This window comes from Sphingobacterium rhinopitheci (assembly GCF_022627575.1).
In the GTDB taxonomy this organism is placed as follows: Bacteria; Bacteroidota; Bacteroidia; order Sphingobacteriales; family Sphingobacteriaceae; genus Sphingobacterium; species Sphingobacterium rhinopitheci.
Window position 1 is genome coordinate 34,508 of sequence record NZ_JADEYQ010000003.1, and the last position, 21,343, is coordinate 55,850.

Here is a 21,343-nt window from a genome sequence, read left to right on the forward strand (position 1 = left end):
ATGGGAATACTTTCTCTTTTGATATTTTTACCGTTAGTAGCGACAGTTTTAATTCTTGCGTTACCGATGACACTACGTCAAAGTTATAAATACATAGCTTTAGCGATTACCTTAATTCAACTGATACTGTCGGGTTGGCTATATGCCAATTTTGATAATACCGCCGCAGGGATCAATGCTATTGAAGGATTTCAATATGTAGAACAAATCCCTTGGATAAGGTTAAATTTAGGGTCTCTAGGACAATTGGAAATAGATTATTTCTTAGGTGTCGACGGAATCTCACTGCCGCTTTTGGTATTGAGTGCTTTTGTCATGCTCATGGCTATTGGCGCCTCTTGGAATACAGAAAAAAGCCCTAAAGGATACTTTTCGCTTATCATGCTGTTAAACATGGCTGTTATGGGTATATTCTGTGCTTTAGATTTCTTCTTATTCTATATTTTCTATGAAGTTATGCTATTGCCATTGTACTTCTTGATAGGTATATGGGGAGGTGCGAATCGTGAATATGCCGCTATCAAATTCTTTATTTATACCTTATTTGGTTCTGTCTTCATGTTGTTAGTTATTGTGGGACTCTATTTCTCGGTTATCAATCCGATATCTGGAGCACATACCTTCAATATGTTATATATGATGGATCCCAACAATTATGTAGATGGCTCATTCTTCGCATGGTTCAATAATTACAATGAGATATTACATATTCCTGCGCGTGACATTGGATTTATAGTATTATTTATTGCCTTTGCGATTAAGGTACCTATTGTTCCTTTCCACACATGGTTGCCTGACGCTCACGTAGAAGCTCCTACTCCAATTTCCATCATACTAGCAGGTATATTATTAAAAATTGGTGGTTATGGTATTGTTCGTGTCTGTGTGAGTATATTTCCAGATGTGGTAGCGCATAGCAATTGGTGGTTAGGTCTGATTGGAGTTATTTCTATATTATATGGTGCATTCAATGCATTAGCGCAGCGCGATCTAAAGCGAATGATTGCTTATTCATCAGTGTCACACATGGGTTTCGTCCTATTAGGTATAGCATCATTGACAGTAGAAGGTATATCCGGTGCGATGTTCCAAATGATAAGCCACGGTTTCTTATCGGCTGCATTATTCTTCTTGGTAGGTGTATTATATGACCGTGTTCACGATCGCAATATTTACAACTTTAGAGGATTAGCAACCTTAATGCCGAAATATACAGGCTTTATTGCCATTGCATTTTTTGCTTCTTTAGGCTTACCTGGCTTCTCGGCATTTATAGGTGAAGCATTCGTGATCATCGGTACGTTCAATTCAGAATCTATAGGAACTGGATTGCCACGTTGGATGGCTATAGCGGGATCTATAGGAATACTATTGAGTGCGGCCTATTTCTTGTGGACACTACAGCGTATGTTCTTTGGTCAAACGCGTCTTAAAGGTGGCGAACAATGGGCTATAGCATTAGAGGGAGACGTAAACTGCAGGGAACGTATTATATTGTTCCCTACCTTAGCAATAGCACTTATATTGGGCGTGATGCCTTCGTTATTCTTTGACAAATTGAATAGCTCGGTATTGAATTTAGTATCTATGGTATCACAATATCTATAAGAGGAGAATGAACGAATTTAGTAGCCAACTACCTTCTATATTAGATCAGATTATTGCATCTATTCCGGTATTCAAACCAGAATTGGTAATAATTGTTGCCTTTATAGGCACAATATTAGCGACCTTATTTTTTGACACAATATGGAAACATAGTTCTTTAGCTGTAGCATTCTTAGGTATCATAGCATCTATAATGGTGACGATCCCCCAGATTGATAATCCAACATCAGGATTTTTCGGAATGCTCATTATTGACAATTTTGCGGTATATGCACGTGTTATTATTCAATTAGCCTTATTAGTAGTTTTATTTTTGATTCAGCAGTATTTCAAAAACAAAACCTTCGGAAAAAATTTAGGTGATATATATACCATATTACTTGCTGCAGGATTAGGATTAAACCTGCTTACAGTAACCACTAATTGGTTATTAGCATTTATTGCTATTGAAACAGTATCGATAAGTTCATATATTTTAGTAGGTTATTTTTCAGAAACGAAGAGACAGGCAGAAGCAGCCATGAAATATGTACTCTTTGGTTCCGTATGTGCTGCCATCATGTTATATGGGCTATCTCTCCTATATGGTTTCACGGGGAATTTGGATTTTGCTAGTCAAGCACATATTCAAGGATTAATATCTGCACCTCCTGTTATGATCTCTATTGCTTTACTATTTATGTTTGTAGGTATAGGCTTCAAATTAGGATTTGTACCTTTTCATATGTGGACACCGGATGTCTATGAAGGAGCACCTACTCCAATTACGTCCTTTTTATCAACAGTACCCAAAATAGGCGCGATTGTATTATTGAGCCGCATCTTTCAAGCTTGGGTATCGACTTCATTCTACTTTAGTGAGCTTACATTATTATTTATCGTTGTAGTAGCTATCGTCACTATGCTGGTAGGTAACCTAATAGCATTGCGTCAGACAGACGTAAAGCGTATGATGGCCTACTCTTCTATCGGTCATACAGGTTTCTTATTAATGGCAGTGATTAGCACGCAAACCAAAGATCCACAGATATTATTATTCTACCTAGCAGTTTATACACTGATGAATATTGCTGTATTTGCTTTTATACAAACCTTAGAAGAGAAAATAGGTTCTACAACTATTGCAGATTATGCAGGATTGGGAAAAACATACCCTATACTATTTACAATATTTACATTTGTAGGTATCTCTTTAATAGGATTACCTCCTACTGCAGGATTTATAGGTAAATTATTAGTATTCTCTGCCACCTTCGATTTGTATCAAACAACACAAGATATTCCTTTCTTACTATTACTTATTGTAGGAGCACTGACTTCAGTAATATCTCTTTTCTATTATTTCCGAATCCCTCTATATGCATTCTTAAGAAAAGGTGATGAAACACAAAATCCTCCTATACCACTAACATTGACTTACGGTATTGGCATTATATTTGGTTTTTTGGTGTTACTATTTGGTATTTTCCCAGATCTACTTTTACAAGTATTTAATTAAATACTCCATCTTATATAGTTTACACATAATACTTATATTTGCAATATGATTAGTGCAAGTGCAAATACCATATTTCAACGTGCCATAGATGACTATCACGTTCATGATCTAATAGATCAACCGATAAGCAACCCATATGAAGCTAATTCATTGGAGCATCTTTTATATCTAAAATGTTGGATTGACACTGCACAGTGGCATATGGAAGATGTTGTCCGCAATCCAGAGATAGATCCCAAAGAAGGTCTTTATTGGAAAAGAAGAATAGATAAGCAAAATCAAGTACGTACAGACAATGTAGAATATATAGATAGCTATTATCTACAGAAGTTTGCCGATGTTAAGCCAAATGAGGATGCTAAAATAAATTCGGAAAGTCCTGCATGGGCGATAGATAGATTATCTATATTAGCCCTGAAAATATACCATATGGAGCAAGAGACATTACGTACCGATGTTGATGCAGATCATATTGATACCTGTCAAAACAAGCTTAATATTTTATTGGAGCAACGCAATGATTTATCATTGAGTATAGACGAATTATTAGCTGATATCGCTGCAGGAAGAAAATATATGAAGGTGTACAAGCAAATGAAAATGTATAATGACCCTTCTTTAAATCCTGTGCTATATAGCGCTCAAAAATAAAATATATTACCATGAAGCGAATTATAGTTACCCGCTTTTCGGCAATGGGCGATGTCGCTATGGTCGCTTCGGTGTTGAAAGAATTCCAAGAGCAACATTCGGATACTGAAATAATAATGGTATCACGGAAACTATTTCAGGCATTTTTTCAACATATCCCTCGTATTACATTTCATACTATTGACCCCAAGGGGAAACATAAGGGATTATTTGGTCTTTACAAACTATTTAAAGAGTTAAAAGCTTATAATCCTGATTGTGTTGCTGATCTTCATAATAATATACGTTCCAGAATATTAGACAAGTTATTCACACTATGTGGAAAACAGACTGTAATAATTAACAAAGGAAGAGCTGAAAAAAAGGAGCTAACAAACCCAAACAATAACAATAAAAAACAGCTAAAGCTAACAACAGAAAGATATGCTGATGTATTTCGAGAATTAGGTTTTCCGTTAACTTTAAGCAACCGGCTAACAAAACAACATCGACTGATTCCCAACGGATTATTAGCGGATTTGGCTTCAAATAACCATAAAATTGGTATTGCGCCATTTGCACAACATACCTTCAAAGTATTTCCATTACATAAAATGGAGGTAATCATAAAGTACCTTTCAGAGCGAGGATTTTCAACCTATATATTTGGTGGTGGAAAGAACGAAAGCGAGATCGCAGAAAAATGGGCGCAGAGTTATCCACATGTTATCAACACTATTGCTGTGTATAAACTAGAACAAGAATTGGATATCATTTCACATTTAGATTTGATGATTGCTATGGATAGTTCTGGCATGCATATGGCTTCTTTAGTAGGTACACAATGTCTTTCTATTTGGGGAGCAACACATCCATATGCTGGATTCATAGGCTATGGCCAATCAAACGCTGATTGTATCCAAGTTGAGCACCCAAATCGTCCAAGTTCAATTTATGGTAATAAATCTTGTATTTGTGATGGTGTTGAGGCAATAGATTTAGTAACGCCAGAAATGGTTATAGCAAAGATAGATTCAATATGCGTATAGGATTCGACGCAAAACGATATTTTCTTAACAAGACAGGTCTTGGTAATTATAGCCGTGACCTCGTTCGAATTATGGAAGAATATTACCCTGCAAACGAGTATATAAAATATACACCCAAAATAAAAGGATCTACATTAGATGATATTAATACCAAACTTCCCAAAGGGAAAATTGATACTCTTTTCAACAGTTTGTGGAGAAATCGCTGGATAGTAAAAGACCTTGTCAGCGATAATATACAACTTTACCATGGCCTTTCAGGAGAAATTCCTAAAGGATTAAAAAATACAAGCATAAAATCTGTCGTTACTATACACGACTTGATATTTTTGAAGTTCCCTGAGCTATACAACCCCATAGATCGTATCCTATATAACAATAAGTTTAAATACGCTGTTCATCATGCAGATAAAATAATAGCTATCAGTGAACAAACGAAAAATGATATTGTTGAATACTATAATATTGACGCCGCTAAAATAGCTGTTATCTATCAAGGATGTCACCCTGCATTCAAAACCATAAAAACTCAAGAGCAAAAGGATCGTATTCGTGAAAAATACAATTTGCCAAAACAATTTTTGCTCAATGTAGGGTCTATAGAGCCCCGTAAAAATGCATTGCAAATAATTAAAGCTATTGAAAATATAGACATCCCATTAGTCATTGTAGGAAAAGAAACAAAATATTCCGCCGAAATACAGCAATACATTAGCCAAAAAGGATTACAAGACCGTGTACATATACTACAGGGTTTTACCATGGAGGAGCTATCAACACTATATGCTATGGCAGACATATTTATATATCCCTCTAAATATGAAGGATTCGGTATTCCCATCATTGAAGCACTATATGCTGGCACACCTGTTATCACTACCAATTCTGGCGTATTTCCAGAGGCTGGTGGTCCTTCATCTTGCTATATCAACCCCGAGAACATCAATGATATAAGTAATGCTATTCAAAATATTCTTGCAAACGACGCGCTAAAAGCAGAAATGATAAGGAAAGGATTAGCATTTGTCCAACGCTTCAACGATGATGTAATCGCATCGCAATGGGCACGCGTATATACTGACCTTCTTAAGACTGATTAGTACATTCAAAATATTTCTTTAATACCAATAATGCTATAATATCTTCTTTCTTTTGATCCCTAAATTGATCAATATATTGATGTGCATTAGCTATTATCTGCTCTGCCTGATTAGGATTATTGTTATAATAATTCAATTTTTCTTCGAGATCTGAATAGTCATCTTTAATACATATATAATGCTGATCAGCTATCAAAGTACCTTCCATAAACCAAGTTTCAAATCTAGGTTTAGGCATCACTGCAATAGAATTTGAGGACATAATCCACTTCAAATTTGTAGCGACATCATTGCCCTCTAATGCCAAAATGTATTTGTATTGCAAATGACCTTCAATATCCAAATAGCCGGTATCAGACTTATGTGTAGCTTTTTTCAAATCACACATTTCATGATTAGCAAACAATTCATAAAATCGTGCTCTATGAGGCTGACTAAAGCCACTCCTACCAATAAGTAAATTCTTCTTGTCTTCAAACTTAATGTCGTCAATTAAGAAATTAAAATGTCTACACTTATCTAGATTTAGAAGTACTGAATTTGCATTATCACCTTGGACAGGTCTACTTTTTACTATTGAAGGTTCATCCGGTACTTGTGTGATATCACCTGGAAGCAGATGAAATCTGAACTTTGGGTTAAAATGCTTAAGATAATATTTACTATCAAAATAATATACACGGATTCGCTCAGGGATTTTATAATCCTCAATAGCAATAGCTGAAGTTAAACTATCTTTTACGCCAACTAACTTATTGTAATAATCTACCCTATTTCTTATAGCTGCATCTTGATTATAAAAATAATCTATTGCTGCTGATTTTAATTTTGAACGTAGAAAAGCACTGGGCTTTAAATCATTCCAAAAAGACTGTAAATAATAGAAAAATTTATTATTCTTATTTTTGAGTATTCTCTTCTTATAGAATTTATTTATCATTAATCATCAAAATTACACCTATACTACACGTATTTAGACTAAACTGAATCTAATTGATTAATCTATCACCTAGAAAATCTATTTAATTACGGTGATTTCCTTTTGCAATTTCTTCCAATGTAATTTCCGATTTCCATAAATAAACAATTTACCTAACTTATATTTAAACTGCATCATCCCATCATAATCATAGCCAAGTACACGGTGCTTAATGCTAGGATCTTCCAGTAAACAATCATTAACAGCTTTGGTATAAACAGTTGGTCCCGTCAAGGCATGTACATCATGTAAGTGTCTTCTATTATTGATGTTATCAACAATATAATCCAATGTTCTTTTTAGGAACGGATGTCCCTTATCATAAACCAATCCCCATTGTACATATAAGTCTTTATGATAACCTTCATGGGTGATGACAGCGACATCGTCTTCATTTAATACCGTATCTAAAGAAACCAAAATATCACTATCCAAGTCCAAATAAACACCTCCTTTAATATATAATATGGCATACCTGAAAAAATCAGCCTTTGCCGCTCCTATTTGCAATTTAGTGTAAGCATTGTAAACCTCTTCATCAAAATTTGATTTTATAAAGCTATCAATACGTGCGTCATCATAAAATTCATACGAATAGGACCTATTCTTACGCATAAAATTCCAAATATAAAGTCTCGTAATCCAAGGGATTTTGGAAGTCTTAAAAGTCTGATATATTACTTTTGGAATTGCCATAATATATTAATCCTTATAAAGAATTATAAATCTGCCAATATGCTTTTGCCGCAGTTTCCCAACTAAAAAGTTTGCTGCGCTCTTTGACCTGATTTTTTTCCTCACCTGATATATCCCATGATGCAATATCCCTACTCAAATCTTCAAGATAAGAGGGATCAAAAGAATCAAAATAACGCACTACATCGCCTCCTACTTCTGGTAGGCTTGTATGCGTAGATAACAATATATCACACCCAAAATGCATCGCTTCTACCACAGGAAGGCCGAAGCCTTCAGTGAGTGAAGGAAAACAAAAAACATGACAATTTTGAAGTAAATAATACTTTTCAGATTCGGAAACTGGTCCTGTGAGGAAAACACGATCTTGAACACCCAATTTAGTAGCCAAAGCTATTATTTCTTGCTTATAATTGTCATCCGTCAAAACTCCACTTATCACCAAATTGAGATTATTATGTACCAATAAATGAACCAAAACAAGGAAATTCTTTTTCGGAAGTACAACACCGATGGCAAACAAAAATGGTTTAGAGAGATCTAAACCATCTCGTTCCAAAGGTTTTGCTACAACAGTATCATTTATATTATTGCCATTGTATATCACCTCGACACGCTTGCCTTGGACATTACAATGTTGAATAACCTCTTTCTTAACAAATTCAGATATGCATACCAATACATCAGCACAATCTATATTTCGTTGCAATTTTTTAAGATACTTAGTTTGCTTGTCCCCTTTTTTTTCACGTAAAAAATTGAGATCATGCACCGTGACCACCTTTTTCACACTATTTCGACTAGGGATATAATTTGTCAATTGAAAATTGCAATGCCAAATAGTTCCTGTAGGTAAATTAGGCAGTGCAAATTTGTGAAAAGAATTAAAGTTTAAATACAACGGATTATAATCAAATACATGATTATCTTTGTCAGCATATATTTTAAAGAAAGTATTTTTATTGTATTCATTAGCAATCTTCAACAATTCATTTCCTAAATGAAGGCAATAAAAATAAAGACCAGTATTAGGATATCGCATTCTTTCAGCGTCAAAAATCACCTGTTTATTTGAATACATTGCAATTAATTATAATAATAAACTTACTCCAAATATAAAGAAAAGATATAATTCCTTACTATTTATAGTATAAATAAACAATAAGGAAAAAAATACACATCGATGTAACGAAATTTACGTTAGCGACGTTATAAAGAGTATAGAAAATCAATTAATATAAGATAGTATGTCTACATTAAATAGTGTGCAAAGAAAAAATACCGCAAAGAATATATTATATTTCATGCCTGATTGTCCTACAGCATTCAAAGCCGGAAATATAACACATTCACTAAAAGTATTACACTATCTGAATGAAACAGCCATTACGAATACCGTAGATTTTTTATCATTAAGTGATTGGGGAACATGGTCTGAAGAAAGCATAAATAAATTTCATACCTTATTCCCGAATATCAATCTGATTTTACTAAATAGAAAAATAGATAAAAAAAAACACCCTATAAAATCTATCCTATTCTATAAAATACCTAATTTTATCATTAAATTATTTAAAAAGAAATCGATAGATATATCTAACCCTTTTCTAAACAATAAAGTTACTAAACTATTCAATAGCAAAGTATATGATAACATCATCATCAGTTATGCTACATGGAGTAGTTTTGTAGACAACATAAACTACAAATCCCATTTAATCCTTGATTCTCATGACTTTATAACAGCACAATCAAAACATAAAACTAATAAAATCGGACATCTCTTTCAATCAGAAATGAAAGCTGCACGAAAATTTGATGAGATATGGACATTTTCTATTGAAGAGAAATATATTTTTGAACAATTTACAAAAAGTAAAGTAACCTACTTACCGTTTTGTTTTCACAAAAAAGAAATCACCCCTCTACAGAAGATTTATAAATATGAAGTTCTTTACGTAGCTAGTATAAATCCTCACAATTACAATAGTATGCAATGGTTTATATCGGAAGTATTACCCCTACTTAGCAAAGATATTAGAATACACGTAGTCGGCAAAATAGGCGAAACTATTGAGGAACATCCAAATATCATTATTCACGGAATGGTAGAAGATCTACAAGAGTATTATGATAATGCTCGAATCACAATCTGCCCAATGTTAAGTGGAACAGGCGTAAAAATAAAGGTCTTAGAATCCTTAAATAATAATATCCCGGTAGTAACAAATACTCGTGGAGTAGATGGACTTGTACAAAAGAAGAATAACGGTTGCTTGGTGACGGAGGATGCACAAGAGTTTGCTTCTTCTATAAAAAAGCTTTTAAGTGATGACCTTTTTTATGTTGATATGGTAAAACAAGCACATAACTATATCACCGACAACCATAATTTAGATAATGAAATTCAATTCTATAAACAGAAGTTTTCTTAATTTAAGATCGACGTTTATATATTAAAATAATAAGATAATATCTATAATTATAATACAAGTTTTTTTTTAGGACTGTACAGATTTGAAACAGATTGCTTCGCATGCTCGCAATGACGGGTTATTATTTCGTCATTGCGAGGAGGTACGACGTTTTTAATTTCGTCATTGCGAGGAGGTACGACGCGGCAATCTGTTAATTAGTCACGGAATATTTCGTCATTACGAGGAGGTACGACGTTTTTAATTTCGTCATTGCGAGGAGGAACGACGTTTTTAATTTCGTCATTGCGAGGAGGAACGACGCGGCAATCTGTTATTTAGTCACGGAATACTTCGTCATTGCGAGGAGGAACGACGTTTTTAATTTCGTCATTGCGAGGAGGAACGACGCGGCAATCTGTTATTTAGTCACGGAATACTTCGTCATTGCGAGGAGGAACGACGCGGCAATCTGTTATTTAGTCACGGAATACTTCGTCATTGCGAGGAGGAACGACGCGGCAATCTGTTATTTGGTCACGGAATACTTCGCATGCTCGCAATGACATTCAATACTTCCACAAGTCAGAAGTAAATTTATTAGAAAGTAAAACACATAAATAAGCAATAATTAATTGTTACAGTAATTGTTACCTCAGGTCATATTTTATAAATCAGTAATGCTGCTCAAATAAGATACATACATTATTATCATCATTCTGATGTACATAAAGGATATATTTAATAATATATAGCTATATTAGACTTACAAAAACATTAAAATCCAACAAGTTTGAAATTACTAATTGTATGGATTACTCTCAAAATGTAGTTAATAATGATTGTCAAAAAACTATTTATTATTAGGCACGGCAAGGCTGAGGAACACGCTTTTTCTCAAGCAGATTATGACCGTAATCTTATTGAAAAAGGTATTAATAGAAGTAAAACAATAGCAAACCAATTAAAGGAACAGATATGCATAGATGATAACACTTGTTTTATATCATCATCTGCTAATAGAGCCATTCAAACAGCTAATTTGTTTGCTGAAATACTTAAATTCCCTGTAGATCGTATCATCCAAAATAAAGCTATCTATGAAGCTTATTACCAAGATATCCTTACTGTAATAAATAAAGTACCTCAACATATTGATACTGTATTTGTATTTGGTCATAATCCGGGATTATCAGACCTTACAAATTATATATGCAATTCCTATATTACCCTTAAAACCTCTGCTGTAGCAAAAATTCATATTGAAGAAGGATTAGATTTCACCATGCTTTCGGGAGGTACAGCCTACCTACAAAAAGTAATCAGTGAATAAAAAAATGTACCTTCGTATATGGCAAATAAACTTCAAAACGAAACATCTCCCTATCTAAAGCAGCATGCGCACAACCCTGTGCAATGGTATCCATGGGGCACAGAAGCATTAAATAAAGCAAAAGAAGAAAATAAGCTTATCATTATCAGTGTTGGCTATTCTGCCTGTCATTGGTGCCATGTGATGGAAAGAGAAAGTTTTGAAAACGATGCTATCGCACAGACGATGAATACCTTCTATGTATCGATAAAAGTCGATAGAGAAGAGCGACCAGATATAGATCAAATATATATGATTGCTGTTCAGCTTATGACGAACGCTGGAGGATGGCCCATGAATGTAATCTGTTTACCGGATGGAAGACCCATCTATGGTGGTACTTATTTCAAACCTCATGATTGGCAAAATATCCTTCTTCAAATAGCTCAACTATGGGAAGAATCTCCACAGACAGCAATTGAATATGCTGAAAAATTAACTGCTGGTATTAATCGTTCCGAAAAGCTTCCTATATTGGATATACCTAAAGAATATTCTTTATTAGATTTAAAATCTGTAATTCTACCGTGGAAAGAAGATTTTGATCTTCAATTTGGTGGTTATCGTAGGTCGCCAAAATTCCCTTTGCCCAATAATTGGTTATTTTTATTGCGCTATGCTACCCTCGCTAAAGATGAATCCGTATTGGCGCATGTCCATTTCACGCTACAGGAAATTGCTAATGGTGGTATTTACGACCAGATTGGAGGTGGTTTTTCGCGTTATTCTGTAGACAATAAATGGCATGTTCCTCATTTTGAAAAAATGCTTTATGACAATGGGCAATTGATAAGTTTGTATAGTGAAGCATACCAAGCAAAACCCAATCCATTATATAAAAATATAGTATTCGAAACGATAGCATGGGCGATCCGAGAAATGAAGGCCGAGAATGGAGGTTTTTATGCTGCCTTAGATGCCGATAGCGAAGGAATAGAAGGAAAATTTTACACCTTTCAGTCAGACGAATTTGAAATATTAGGTAAAGATGCTGAATTCATTAAGGCATATTATAACATTACAGCTCATGGAAATTGGGAAGAAGAAAGAACAAATATCCCATTTATTTCTAAAAAAAGTAGTCTATTAATAAGTGAAGCTAATCTAAATTCCGAAGAATGGAATAATAAACTGCAAGAGATAAAAAAAACGTTATTGGCTTATCGAGCAAATAGAGTTAGACCAGGGCTTGATCACAAGCAGTTGACAACATGGAATGCCCTATTATTAAAGGGCCTCGTAGATGCATATCGTGTATTTCAAGACGAAAAGCATTTAGAAACTGCGATTGGCATTGCCAATTTTATTGAAAATAACTGTAAAGACCAACATACTTTATTACATCAACCACAAGATTCAAATAGAAAAATTAATGGATTTTTGGATGATTATGCCTTTACTATAGAAGCATATATTTCATTATATGAAGCTACATTTGATGAAAAATGGTTATTCGAAGCAAAAAAATTGGCGGAAGATGCTATTTCATTATTCTATGATCACGAAGCAAAGACATTCTATTATACCGCTAATAACGCCGAACAATTAATCGCCCGTAAAAGCGAAACGATGGACAACGTAATTCCTGCCTCATCTTCTACAATTGTCAGACAGCTATACAAATTAGGATTATTATTTGATAGCGACAGTTTCACCGCTATAGCAGACCAAGTTTTTGCCAATGTATATCCACATATCAAAAGCTATGGGTCAGGATATTCAAACTGGGCTATACAATTATTGGAAAAAGTTTATGGTACCAATGAGATTGCGCTGACGGGTCCCCTTGCACAACAATGGCGATCAGCATTAGATAGTGATATATATATTCCAAATAAAATAACATTAGGAGGAACAAAAAGTACGCTTCCTTTGTTACTAAATAGACAAGATATCCAATCAAAAGCATACCTTTGTAGTAATCAAACCTGTAGTCTTCCTATGGAATCTATTACAGATTTGATTGAATTAATTACTAATAACGAGGAGAAATCCTCATACAACGACTGAAAATGGCAATAGAAAACAACAACGTAGTAACGTTGAATTACATTCTTCATACAATCGAAGAAAACGGTGAGAAAACATTTGTAGAGCAAACAACTACTGAAAACCCTTTAACTTTCTTATATGGTGTAGGTATGATGTTGCCTAAATTTGAAGAAAATATTAGCGGTTTAGCTGAAGGTGGTAAAATATCATTCGATTTAACTGCAGCTGATGCTTATGGTGAAAAAGACGATAAAGCTATCGCTCAATTACCTGCTGATATGTTCAAAGAAACAGGTCTTCCTCCAGTAGGTGAAGTATTACCTTTGCAAGATAACCAAGGTAATCAATTCCGTGCTGTAGTAGTAGAAGTAACTCCTGAAGCAGTTATTGCTGACTTGAACCACCCTATGGCTGGAAAAACATTAAGTTTCGAAATTGAGATCTTAAATATACGTCCTGCTACTGAAGAGGAATTGTCTCACGGACATGCTCATGGTGCTGACGGTACTGAAGCTCACTAATAATAAACTAAGGCGACCTTTTATGGGTCGCCTTAGTTTTATTTTATCTTAGCCAATTGATATTTATCGGCTAATTCTCCTGTTATCTCCTGACCAGATAAATCTAATTGAACTAAATAATCTGGTTCAATTTTATAGATATAATCTAGCCCTTTCAGTACAAGATGGTTCTTTTTTATAACCCACGAGCCTTCTCTAACAAATGAATCACTAGATTTACCATCATATGTGTAAGTCAATTTATAAGAATGATCTTGTCCTAATTGTAAAACAGTGCTTATAGCATCACAATCTACACAAGGAAGATCACCTACATAAGCTCCTACAAGACTAATACTAGATATTTCTTCAACTATTCCTGTTGATTTTTTATTAATACATCCTTCTAAAATAACAATCGAAAGCACATAAATAAAAAAAATAGAGATGATTCGCATGGTAATACTTTATATAATATAGTATACTATTCAAAAAAGATACCAAACCCATCTATCCACATTTATTTAACATTTAATACGCATCCTCGTCATCATCATCAAACCCTTTCATCAGGTTCAATGCACCCTGCAATTCTCCCATGGCATGCATATTCCGTGCATTTTTGGCAACAGCAATACCTTGATTATATATATCTTCAGCTAGTACTTTATCCCCATTTTTCTCCAAAAACTTACCAAAATGATAATAAGTCCCTACATAATTAGGGAATGTAACAACAAGATTTTCAAAACCTTCTCGTGTTCTCACAATATCCCCTTGTTTCAAATACTCCATCGTCAAAGCATAATGTAAAAAAGGATCCTGTGGAGTTTCTTTCAAAAACTCTTCTAACTGCTCAATTCTATTCATGAATATCAATTTTAAACAAAGAAACTTATTGTAATGCTAAAAAACAATATTTATTATGCAAGCATAGGAAATTAAAATATTTTGACTACATTTGATAATAAGCCATTTGTATAAAATAGATTATAAACGAACACATATGAAAATATTAGTTTGCATAAGTAATGTACCGGATACAACATCCAGAATTACATTTACCAATAATAATACCGAATTTAATACTACTGGTATTCAATACATTATTAATCCGTATGATGAAATAGCACTTGCAAAAGCTATAGAAATAACGGCTAACACTACTAATGGCTCCATTACAGCTATTACGGTAGGAGATAGTAATACCGAGCCAACGATACGCAAGGCATTAGCTATAGGTGCTGACAATGCTATTCGTATAAATGCGTCTCCGACAGACTCTTGGTTTGTAGCAAAGCAAATTGCAAATTATGCAAAAAATGAAAAATTTGATTTGATACTTACAGGCAAAGAATCAATCGACTACAATGGTACTCAAGTAACAGCAATGCTGGGAGAATTACTTAATATACCTTCCGTTTCTATTGCTAAGGGCTTCCATATTGATAATAACCAAATAACTGTTGAACGTGAAATCGAAGGTGGCAAAGAAGTCATAACTGCCTCCCTCCCTATTATTATTGGTACTGCGGAAGGTGTTGCCGAAGCGAAAATCCCAAATATGCGTGGTATTATGGCTGCACGTAGCAAACCACTAGAAGTTATAGAAGCTATCAGCATCGAACCTTTGACAAAAACAATAGCTTTTGAAACTCCACCATCGCGAGGAACAGTAAAACTGATCGATGAAAACAATATTAACGAATTAATTGATTTATTACATAGCGAAGCTAAAGTTATTTAATTAACCTAAAATAGTATTACCATGTCAGTATTAGTATATATCGAAAATGAAGAAGGAATATTAAAAAAATCAGCTTTTGAAGCTGCTTCTTATGGTAAAGAGATAGCTAATTTATTAAATACAGAGGCTATATCAGTGATAATAGGAGATATAGATACCTCTGAATTACAAAAATTAGGCAACTATGGGATCAGTAAAGTACTACATGTTACCAATGAAAATTTAAAATCATTTGTAAATCAAGCTTATGCTTCTATAATAGCAAAAGCCGCAGAAAATGAAGCTGCTTCGATTGTCATATTATCAAATACATTTTCTGGAAAAGGTCTTGCTCCGCGCGTAGCAACGAAGCTCGAGGCAGGGTTAGTAGTTGGTGCAAAAACTATCCCTACTATCCAAGGTGATACATTAGAAGTACAAAAGATGGCTTTCTCGAATAAGGCCATTGCTACTGTCGCTGTACATTCTCCTGTAAAAGTTGTAACTATTAATCCGAATGCTTTTGCCGCTAAAGAAATTGGTGGTGTAGCACAAATAGAGAATTTTACCCCAGAAATTGCAGCAACGGACTTCAATACTATTGTTAAAGAAATAGTACGTGCTACAGATAAAATATCTTTACCTGAAGCAGAAATTGTTGTTTCAGCAGGACGAGGGTTGAAAAGTCCAGAAAATTGGGAAATGATAGAGGAATTGGCAAAAATATTAGGTGCAGCTACAGCATGCTCAAAACCTGTGTCTGATGCCAACTGGCGTCCACATTCGGAGCACGTAGGACAAACAGGAATTGTCATAAGCCCCAATTTATATATAGCTATCGGAATATCTGGCGCTATCCAACATCTTGCAGGTGTAAGTTCTTCAAAAACGATAGTCGTCATTAATAAAGACCCTGAAGCGCCGTTCTTCAAAGTCGCGGATTACGGAATTGTAGGTGATGCATTTGTCATAGTTCCTCAACTAATAGCGGCTTTAAAGGCATATAAAAGCAACTAAACTAAACAATAATACAAATATGAAGGTGGTATTAGCATTTTTTGCTCAAGCCACTTTTTTTTTGACATTAATATTCAGATATTTGTAGCAATCGAACAGGTGTTAGGATGAAAAAAATACAGTTAGATATTGTGGGCTTATCGTATAGTCAAACACAATCAGGCGCTTACGCCTTAGTTCTGGGCGAAATAAATGGTAACAGAAGGCTTCCTATAATAATAGGCAGTTTTGAAGCACAGGCTATTGCTGTAGAAATTGAAAAAATGAAGCCTACCCGCCCTTTAACGCACGATCTAATAAAAGCATTTGCTGATTCCTATGCTATTTCAATTGAAGAAGTGCTTATCTACAATTTAGTAGATGGTATATTCTTTGCTAGAATCACAACAAAATCCGGTACTGAAACTAAAGAATTAGATGCACGTACTTCAGATGCTGTAGCACTGGCTGTACGATTCAATTGTCCTATATATACATACGAATTCATTATGTCTTCAGCAGGCATAGTTATTGAAAGTAGTGATTTTGCATTTTTAGAAAACATTGCCTCCACACCAAATGTCGAAACTATTGATGAGATTAATGAAAAATATTCTCAACCCAAACAATCCGTCTCTCCTTATTCTTCATTGACGAAAGAACAACTAGAAAATACTCTCCAAAAAGCTATTGATAACGAAAAATATGAAATAGCAGCTAGGATTCGAGATGAAATTGAAAGAAGAAAATAATCAAAACAAATATATGTCTATTAAATTAAGGCTAGTAATAATGAACTTCCTACAATTTTTTGTGTGGGGAGCATGGTTAATTACAATAGCAAATTATTGGTTCGGGACTAAACAATGGGATGGAACTCAATTTGGTGCGATCTTTTCGACTATGGGAATTGCCTCGTTATTTATGCCAACATTAATGGGAATCATTGCTGACAAATGGGTCAATGCTGAGCGCCTTTATACAATACTACACATTCTCTATGCTATTTGTTTAATATATTTAGTTCAAGTAGACAACCCAGGTACATTTTTCACTGTTATGTTATTAGCAATGTGCTGTTATATGCCGACGCTGGCGTTATCTAATTCCATAGCATATAGTTCATTAACACAAGGCAATTATGACCTGATAAAGGCTTTTCCTCCAATCAGAGTCTGGGGAACTGTAGGTTTCATTGTTGCCATGATTATTACTAACAAAACTGGAAATAAAGCTACAGAATATCAGTTTTATATTGCTGCAGCAGGATCTATATTCCTAGGCATATATTCTTTATTTGCACTTCCAAAAGTACCGCCACAACACCATTCTAAAGAAAATGCTAAGATTTCAGATATCTTAGGCCTCGAAGCATTTAAGCTTTTTGGCAATTATAAGATGGCATTATTCTTTATTTTCTCCATGTTTCTAGGTGCGGCATTACAGCTTACCAATGCCTATGGTGATGTGTTTTTAAGTGATTTTGCGTTCTACCCTAAATATGCAGATCTAAAGGTCGTACAAGATTCCACGGTTATCATGTCTATATCTCAGATTTCTGAGTTATTATTTATACTGGCAATACCATTCTTTTTGAAACGATTTGGAATTCGCAATGTAATGCTTATCGCAATGGTGGCATGGGTATTACGATTTGGATTATTCGCTTATGGTAACCCTTCAAATGGCCTATGGATGATAATACTCTCTTGTATTGTATACGGAATGGCATTTGATTTCTTTAATATATCAGGCTCATTATTTGTTGAAACATCTACAGATTCAAAAATTAGAACTTCTGCACAAGGTGTATTTATGATGATGACAAATGGATTTGGTGCAATAGTTGGGTCATTAACGTCTGGTTTTATGATAGACAAATACTTCACCCAATCATATTATACTGTAGCTGAATTAGCCAATAGATTAGATACAACGGCAGATAATCCTAAGCTTTTAGAATTTATTGCGAGCAAAGGCGCTACCATAAAAGATGGGGTCTTAAATACAGTCATCCATCTTAAAGATTGGCAAGATATATGGCTGGCATTTGCTGCTTATACCCTTTTAATAGTAATCGCTTTTGCTATTCTATTCAAACACAAACACAATCCTAATGAACTAGATAACACTGGTCATTAACACTATAAAAAAATGGGTCTCAAATTAAATATTGAGACCCATTTTTTATTGTTATACTTTATAAGGTAAGAGAAAAAATATCCGAATTAAAAAGCTTTGACAAGAGTTTAGGTTCAGATAGAAACTAATTCAGTTTCCATTAACTTCATTATCGACATGAGAATACCCGATTAAAATAGCTAACAAGGAACCTATATAAAAAGTAATCCTAAAAGGAAAAGCAGTAAAGTTTTTTCACTAAAAAAAGAATTAATAAAGAATATCCAATTAAACTAAATATAATTAGCAAAAAAAAGATGATCATTATGTATGACCATCCCTATATAAAGAATATTTTGATTAAAAATTTATCGTGCTTTTACTTCAGCGATCATCGTCATCACCGCATCTACCGTCGATTTAGCAGCTCCCTTCATCTTATCAGGACCAACATAATCTGCATCTAGCGTAACTTCTTTAGATTTACCTTTGTACACATATTTCAATATATAACGAGGTACTTCTTGATTGAGTGAGGTATCTCTTTTGGAATTGGTCATATTGTCATCTACATTCCAAAAACCAAGCTCCTGCGCTTTACGATGTAGATATAACAAATCATCCTTACGCATTTTGATTGTATCTTTAACAAGTTTATTATCTACAGTAAGATACTGATACTCTCCAGTTTTGGAATTAAATTTATTTATCATTTCATTTGGTGTACCATATGTCAATTCTATAGCTTCAAAATCTGCAAAACGATAAGGTGCATTTTTGATCATAGAAGAGTAATATACTACACAATAAATAATAAAAGGAACGATGATACAAATCCCTAAAAAGATTCTTTTTGATTTATCAGACATGTTATTAATATAATATAGTGGCAAAAATACAATATTTGTTGATGATATATAATCCCTGTTCTATCAATTGACATAATTATTACTTAAACAAGAATTGAAAAGAAGATGGATGGCCTAATTCGGATAAACTTAATATGTAATCCACTACCTCTATCCTAAATACTCATTAAATCACAGGAGTACCACAGCGGGTCAAATATTTATAATACCAGGTATCTTTTAAATTCGAAATTATAACTCCCCTAGAAGTAGATACATGAACAAATCTATCATTATGCAAATATATTCCTACATGATCTATTCCTTTTCCTCCGAAGGAGAAAAATACTAGATCACCTTCCTGGAGCTGGTCATCATACTTACGTACAATACGATCTGCCATTGCACTAGAAATACGAGGTAATTTTTTGTTGTATATATCTTGGTAAACGATTGACACAAAGCCGGAACAATCTATCCCCTTTTTGTCCATTCCACCTAATCGGTGTGATACCCCCATCCATTCATCTATAGTTAGATACAAGTCCCTATTAAGTTGCTTAGGATCTACTTGTAATAAATCAGCATAATAATTTACAAGTGTTGCCTTGTTACGTGCACCACTTTTGGTGGTTACCTCTTTTTTAATAGGCTCAGAATTTCTAAGTACTGTTTTCTTTTTTGCACCACAAGCACCTAAAATGCTTATCAGGCAAATACTCAAAAACAGATTATTAAAACGGTTTAATCTTAACATATAAGTAAATCTATTATTCTATAAATTAGTATAAAACTAATATTTTTCCACATATGTTATTTACTTTTGCTAAATGGATAAATTTAAAGGAGCATTAGCCGTATTTATTGGCGCTGCAAGTTTTGGCATATTATCTACATTTGTAAAAAAAGCTTATGCCGCAGGATTTGATCTAGGAGAGGTAACAGGTGTTCAAGCATTATTAGGGATGCTTTTTTTATGGTTACTACATTTCATCATCGGGGGGAATAAGGATAAAACACAATATCCGCAGCTTTCAAAGAAATGGAAAATATTAGTATCAGGCATATCCACTGGAGCTGTTAGTATTTTATATTACAAGTCTGTGGAATTGGTTCCAGCTTCTATAGCTATAGTATTATTAATGCAGTTTATATGGATTAGTGCATTGATTAATTATATAGTTTTCAAACAAAAGCCTACAAAATGGGAATCTATTGGTATCATTTGTATTTTGGCATCAACATTTCTTGCAACAGGTGCATTTGAAGATAGTTTTTCAAGTATTTCTCCACTAGGGATTATGTTTGGGATGCTCGCAGCAACAGCCTATGCTATATTTATAATCGTTAATGGAAAAGTAGGTAACGATTATCCTCCTGTGGTTAAAAGTGCCTTAATGGTTACTGGAGCATGTATCTTTATATTTATAACACTACAACCATTCAGTTTATTTGATATCAACAACGATTTAGGTATTTATAAATACGGACTTATTCTATCCCTATTTGGAACAGTATTACCTCCATTTTTATTTGCTTATGGTATGCCTAAGACCGGTGTGTCTTTAGGGAGTATCCTTAGCGCAGTAGAATTACCTGTAGCAGTGTGTTTATCATTTTTTGTACTTCATGAGCCTGTCAGTATTCTTCAATGGGTAGGTGTTCTATTGATTCTATTCTTTGTTGTATTAATTAATAGCATCAAAAAAAATTCAAATTAACCATAAAGAAGCTGTATGAAAAATTAAATCCGCTCATCAGAATGAGAATTTAATTTTTACATAAACTTTAACTATTGTATATAATCCTAAAAA

21 protein-coding genes are annotated in these 21,343 nt (G+C 34.0%); 14 read left to right on the forward strand and 7 right to left on the reverse strand.

What is annotated here, in order from left to right; genetic code table 11:
- The 5 genes from IP023_RS04985 to IP023_RS05005 are packed head-to-tail and all read left to right on the forward strand — an operon-like array spanning position 1 to position 5,885.
- Positions 1–1,608: a complex I subunit 4 family protein gene (locus tag IP023_RS04985; RefSeq protein ID WP_241789162.1), complete on the forward strand. Its 1,608-nt coding sequence runs from the start codon at positions 1–3 to the stop codon at positions 1,606–1,608.
- Positions 1,609–1,615: 7 nt separating this feature from the next.
- On the forward strand, positions 1,616–3,106 hold the full coding sequence (locus IP023_RS04990) for an NADH-quinone oxidoreductase subunit N (RefSeq protein WP_241789163.1): 1,491 nt from the start codon (positions 1,616–1,618) through the stop codon (positions 3,104–3,106).
- Positions 3,107–3,151: 45 nt separating this feature from the next.
- The gene (locus IP023_RS04995) at positions 3,152–3,757 is read left to right on the forward strand and encodes a DUF4254 domain-containing protein (protein ID WP_241789164.1); all 606 of its coding nucleotides are present in this window, start codon (positions 3,152–3,154) and stop codon (positions 3,755–3,757) included.
- A gap of 11 nt (positions 3,758–3,768) precedes the next feature.
- A complete protein-coding gene (locus tag IP023_RS05000) occupies positions 3,769–4,785 on the forward strand; it encodes a glycosyltransferase family 9 protein (RefSeq protein ID WP_241789165.1) in 1,017 nt (338 codons plus the stop codon).
- Positions 4,776–5,885 (forward strand): glycosyltransferase family 4 protein, encoded by a 1,110-nt coding sequence (locus tag IP023_RS05005; RefSeq protein ID WP_241789166.1) that lies wholly within the window; start codon positions 4,776–4,778, stop codon positions 5,883–5,885. Before IP023_RS05000 ends, IP023_RS05005 begins: the two co-directional genes overlap by 10 nt.
- On the opposite strand, the gene IP023_RS05010 is transcribed toward IP023_RS05005, so the two are convergent.
- From IP023_RS05010 to IP023_RS05020, 3 genes are all read right to left on the reverse strand, one after another.
- A complete protein-coding gene (locus IP023_RS05010) occupies positions 5,872–6,825 on the reverse strand; it encodes a glycosyltransferase family 90 protein (protein WP_241789167.1) in 954 nt (317 codons plus the stop codon). The two genes, IP023_RS05005 and IP023_RS05010, sit on opposite strands and share 14 nt — an antisense overlap.
- 78 nt (positions 6,826–6,903) lie before the next feature.
- The gene (locus IP023_RS05015) at positions 6,904–7,560 is read right to left on the reverse strand and encodes a glycosyltransferase family 32 protein (RefSeq protein WP_241789168.1); all 657 of its coding nucleotides are present in this window, start codon (positions 7,558–7,560) and stop codon (positions 6,904–6,906) included.
- A gap of 13 nt (positions 7,561–7,573) precedes the next feature.
- Positions 7,574–8,641, reverse strand: a complete 1,068-nt coding sequence (locus IP023_RS05020; RefSeq protein WP_241789169.1) for a glycosyltransferase family 4 protein — start codon at positions 8,639–8,641, stop codon at positions 7,574–7,576.
- A gap of 166 nt (positions 8,642–8,807) precedes the next feature.
- On the opposite strand from IP023_RS05020, the gene IP023_RS05025 reads away from it, so the two are divergent.
- The 4 genes from IP023_RS05025 (at position 8,808) to IP023_RS05040 (ending at position 13,859) form a co-directional block, all read left to right on the forward strand.
- On the forward strand, positions 8,808–9,995 hold the full coding sequence (locus tag IP023_RS05025) for a glycosyltransferase (RefSeq protein WP_241789170.1): 1,188 nt from the start codon (positions 8,808–8,810) through the stop codon (positions 9,993–9,995).
- 817 nt (positions 9,996–10,812) lie between these two features.
- Positions 10,813–11,307 carry a SixA phosphatase family protein gene (locus tag IP023_RS05030; RefSeq protein WP_241789171.1) on the forward strand — a complete coding sequence of 165 codons (495 nt, stop codon included), beginning with the start codon at positions 10,813–10,815 and terminating at the stop codon, positions 11,305–11,307.
- A gap of 18 nt (positions 11,308–11,325) precedes the next feature.
- Positions 11,326–13,356: a thioredoxin domain-containing protein gene (locus IP023_RS05035; RefSeq protein ID WP_241789172.1), complete on the forward strand. Its 2,031-nt coding sequence runs from the start codon at positions 11,326–11,328 to the stop codon at positions 13,354–13,356.
- A gap of 2 nt (positions 13,357–13,358) precedes the next feature.
- Complete coding sequence (locus IP023_RS05040) at positions 13,359–13,859, forward strand: FKBP-type peptidyl-prolyl cis-trans isomerase (protein ID WP_241789173.1); 501 nt, start codon at positions 13,359–13,361, stop codon at positions 13,857–13,859.
- 38 nt (positions 13,860–13,897) lie between these two features.
- Here IP023_RS05040 and IP023_RS05045 read toward each other — a convergent pair whose 3' ends face one another.
- Both IP023_RS05045 and IP023_RS05050 read right to left on the reverse strand, forming a co-directional pair.
- Entirely contained in the window at positions 13,898–14,296 is a 399-nt protein-coding gene (locus tag IP023_RS05045) for a copper resistance protein NlpE (protein WP_241789174.1), read from the reverse strand.
- A gap of 73 nt (positions 14,297–14,369) precedes the next feature.
- Entirely contained in the window at positions 14,370–14,708 is a 339-nt protein-coding gene (locus tag IP023_RS05050) for a tetratricopeptide repeat protein (protein ID WP_241789175.1), read from the reverse strand.
- A 136-nt stretch (positions 14,709–14,844) separates the two neighbouring features.
- Here IP023_RS05050 and IP023_RS05055 point away from each other — a divergent pair, with 136 nt between their 5' ends.
- The 4 genes from IP023_RS05055 (at position 14,845) to IP023_RS05070 (ending at position 18,702) form a co-directional block, all read left to right on the forward strand.
- Positions 14,845–15,585 (forward strand): electron transfer flavoprotein subunit beta/FixA family protein, encoded by a 741-nt coding sequence (locus tag IP023_RS05055; protein WP_241789176.1) that lies wholly within the window; start codon positions 14,845–14,847, stop codon positions 15,583–15,585.
- Positions 15,586–15,606: 21 nt separating this feature from the next.
- Positions 15,607–16,581 carry an electron transfer flavoprotein subunit alpha/FixB family protein gene (locus IP023_RS05060; protein WP_241789177.1) on the forward strand — a complete coding sequence of 325 codons (975 nt, stop codon included), beginning with the start codon at positions 15,607–15,609 and terminating at the stop codon, positions 16,579–16,581.
- 107 nt (positions 16,582–16,688) lie between these two features.
- Entirely contained in the window at positions 16,689–17,312 is a 624-nt protein-coding gene (locus tag IP023_RS05065; RefSeq protein WP_241789178.1) for a bifunctional nuclease family protein, read from the forward strand.
- A gap of 13 nt (positions 17,313–17,325) precedes the next feature.
- Positions 17,326–18,702: a nucleoside permease gene (locus IP023_RS05070; protein ID WP_241789179.1), complete on the forward strand. Its 1,377-nt coding sequence runs from the start codon at positions 17,326–17,328 to the stop codon at positions 18,700–18,702.
- A gap of 347 nt (positions 18,703–19,049) precedes the next feature.
- Here IP023_RS05070 and IP023_RS05075 read toward each other — a convergent pair whose 3' ends face one another.
- Complete coding sequence (locus IP023_RS05075) at positions 19,050–19,550, reverse strand: hypothetical protein (RefSeq protein ID WP_241789180.1); 501 nt, start codon at positions 19,548–19,550, stop codon at positions 19,050–19,052.
- 166 nt (positions 19,551–19,716) lie between these two features.
- Positions 19,717–20,286, reverse strand: a complete 570-nt coding sequence (locus IP023_RS05080) for a C40 family peptidase (protein WP_241789181.1) — start codon at positions 20,284–20,286, stop codon at positions 19,717–19,719.
- A gap of 73 nt (positions 20,287–20,359) precedes the next feature.
- Between IP023_RS05080 and IP023_RS05085 the strand changes: the two genes are divergently transcribed.
- A complete protein-coding gene (locus IP023_RS05085) occupies positions 20,360–21,250 on the forward strand; it encodes an EamA family transporter (protein ID WP_241789182.1) in 891 nt (296 codons plus the stop codon).
- Positions 21,251–21,343 lie beyond the last annotated feature (93 nt).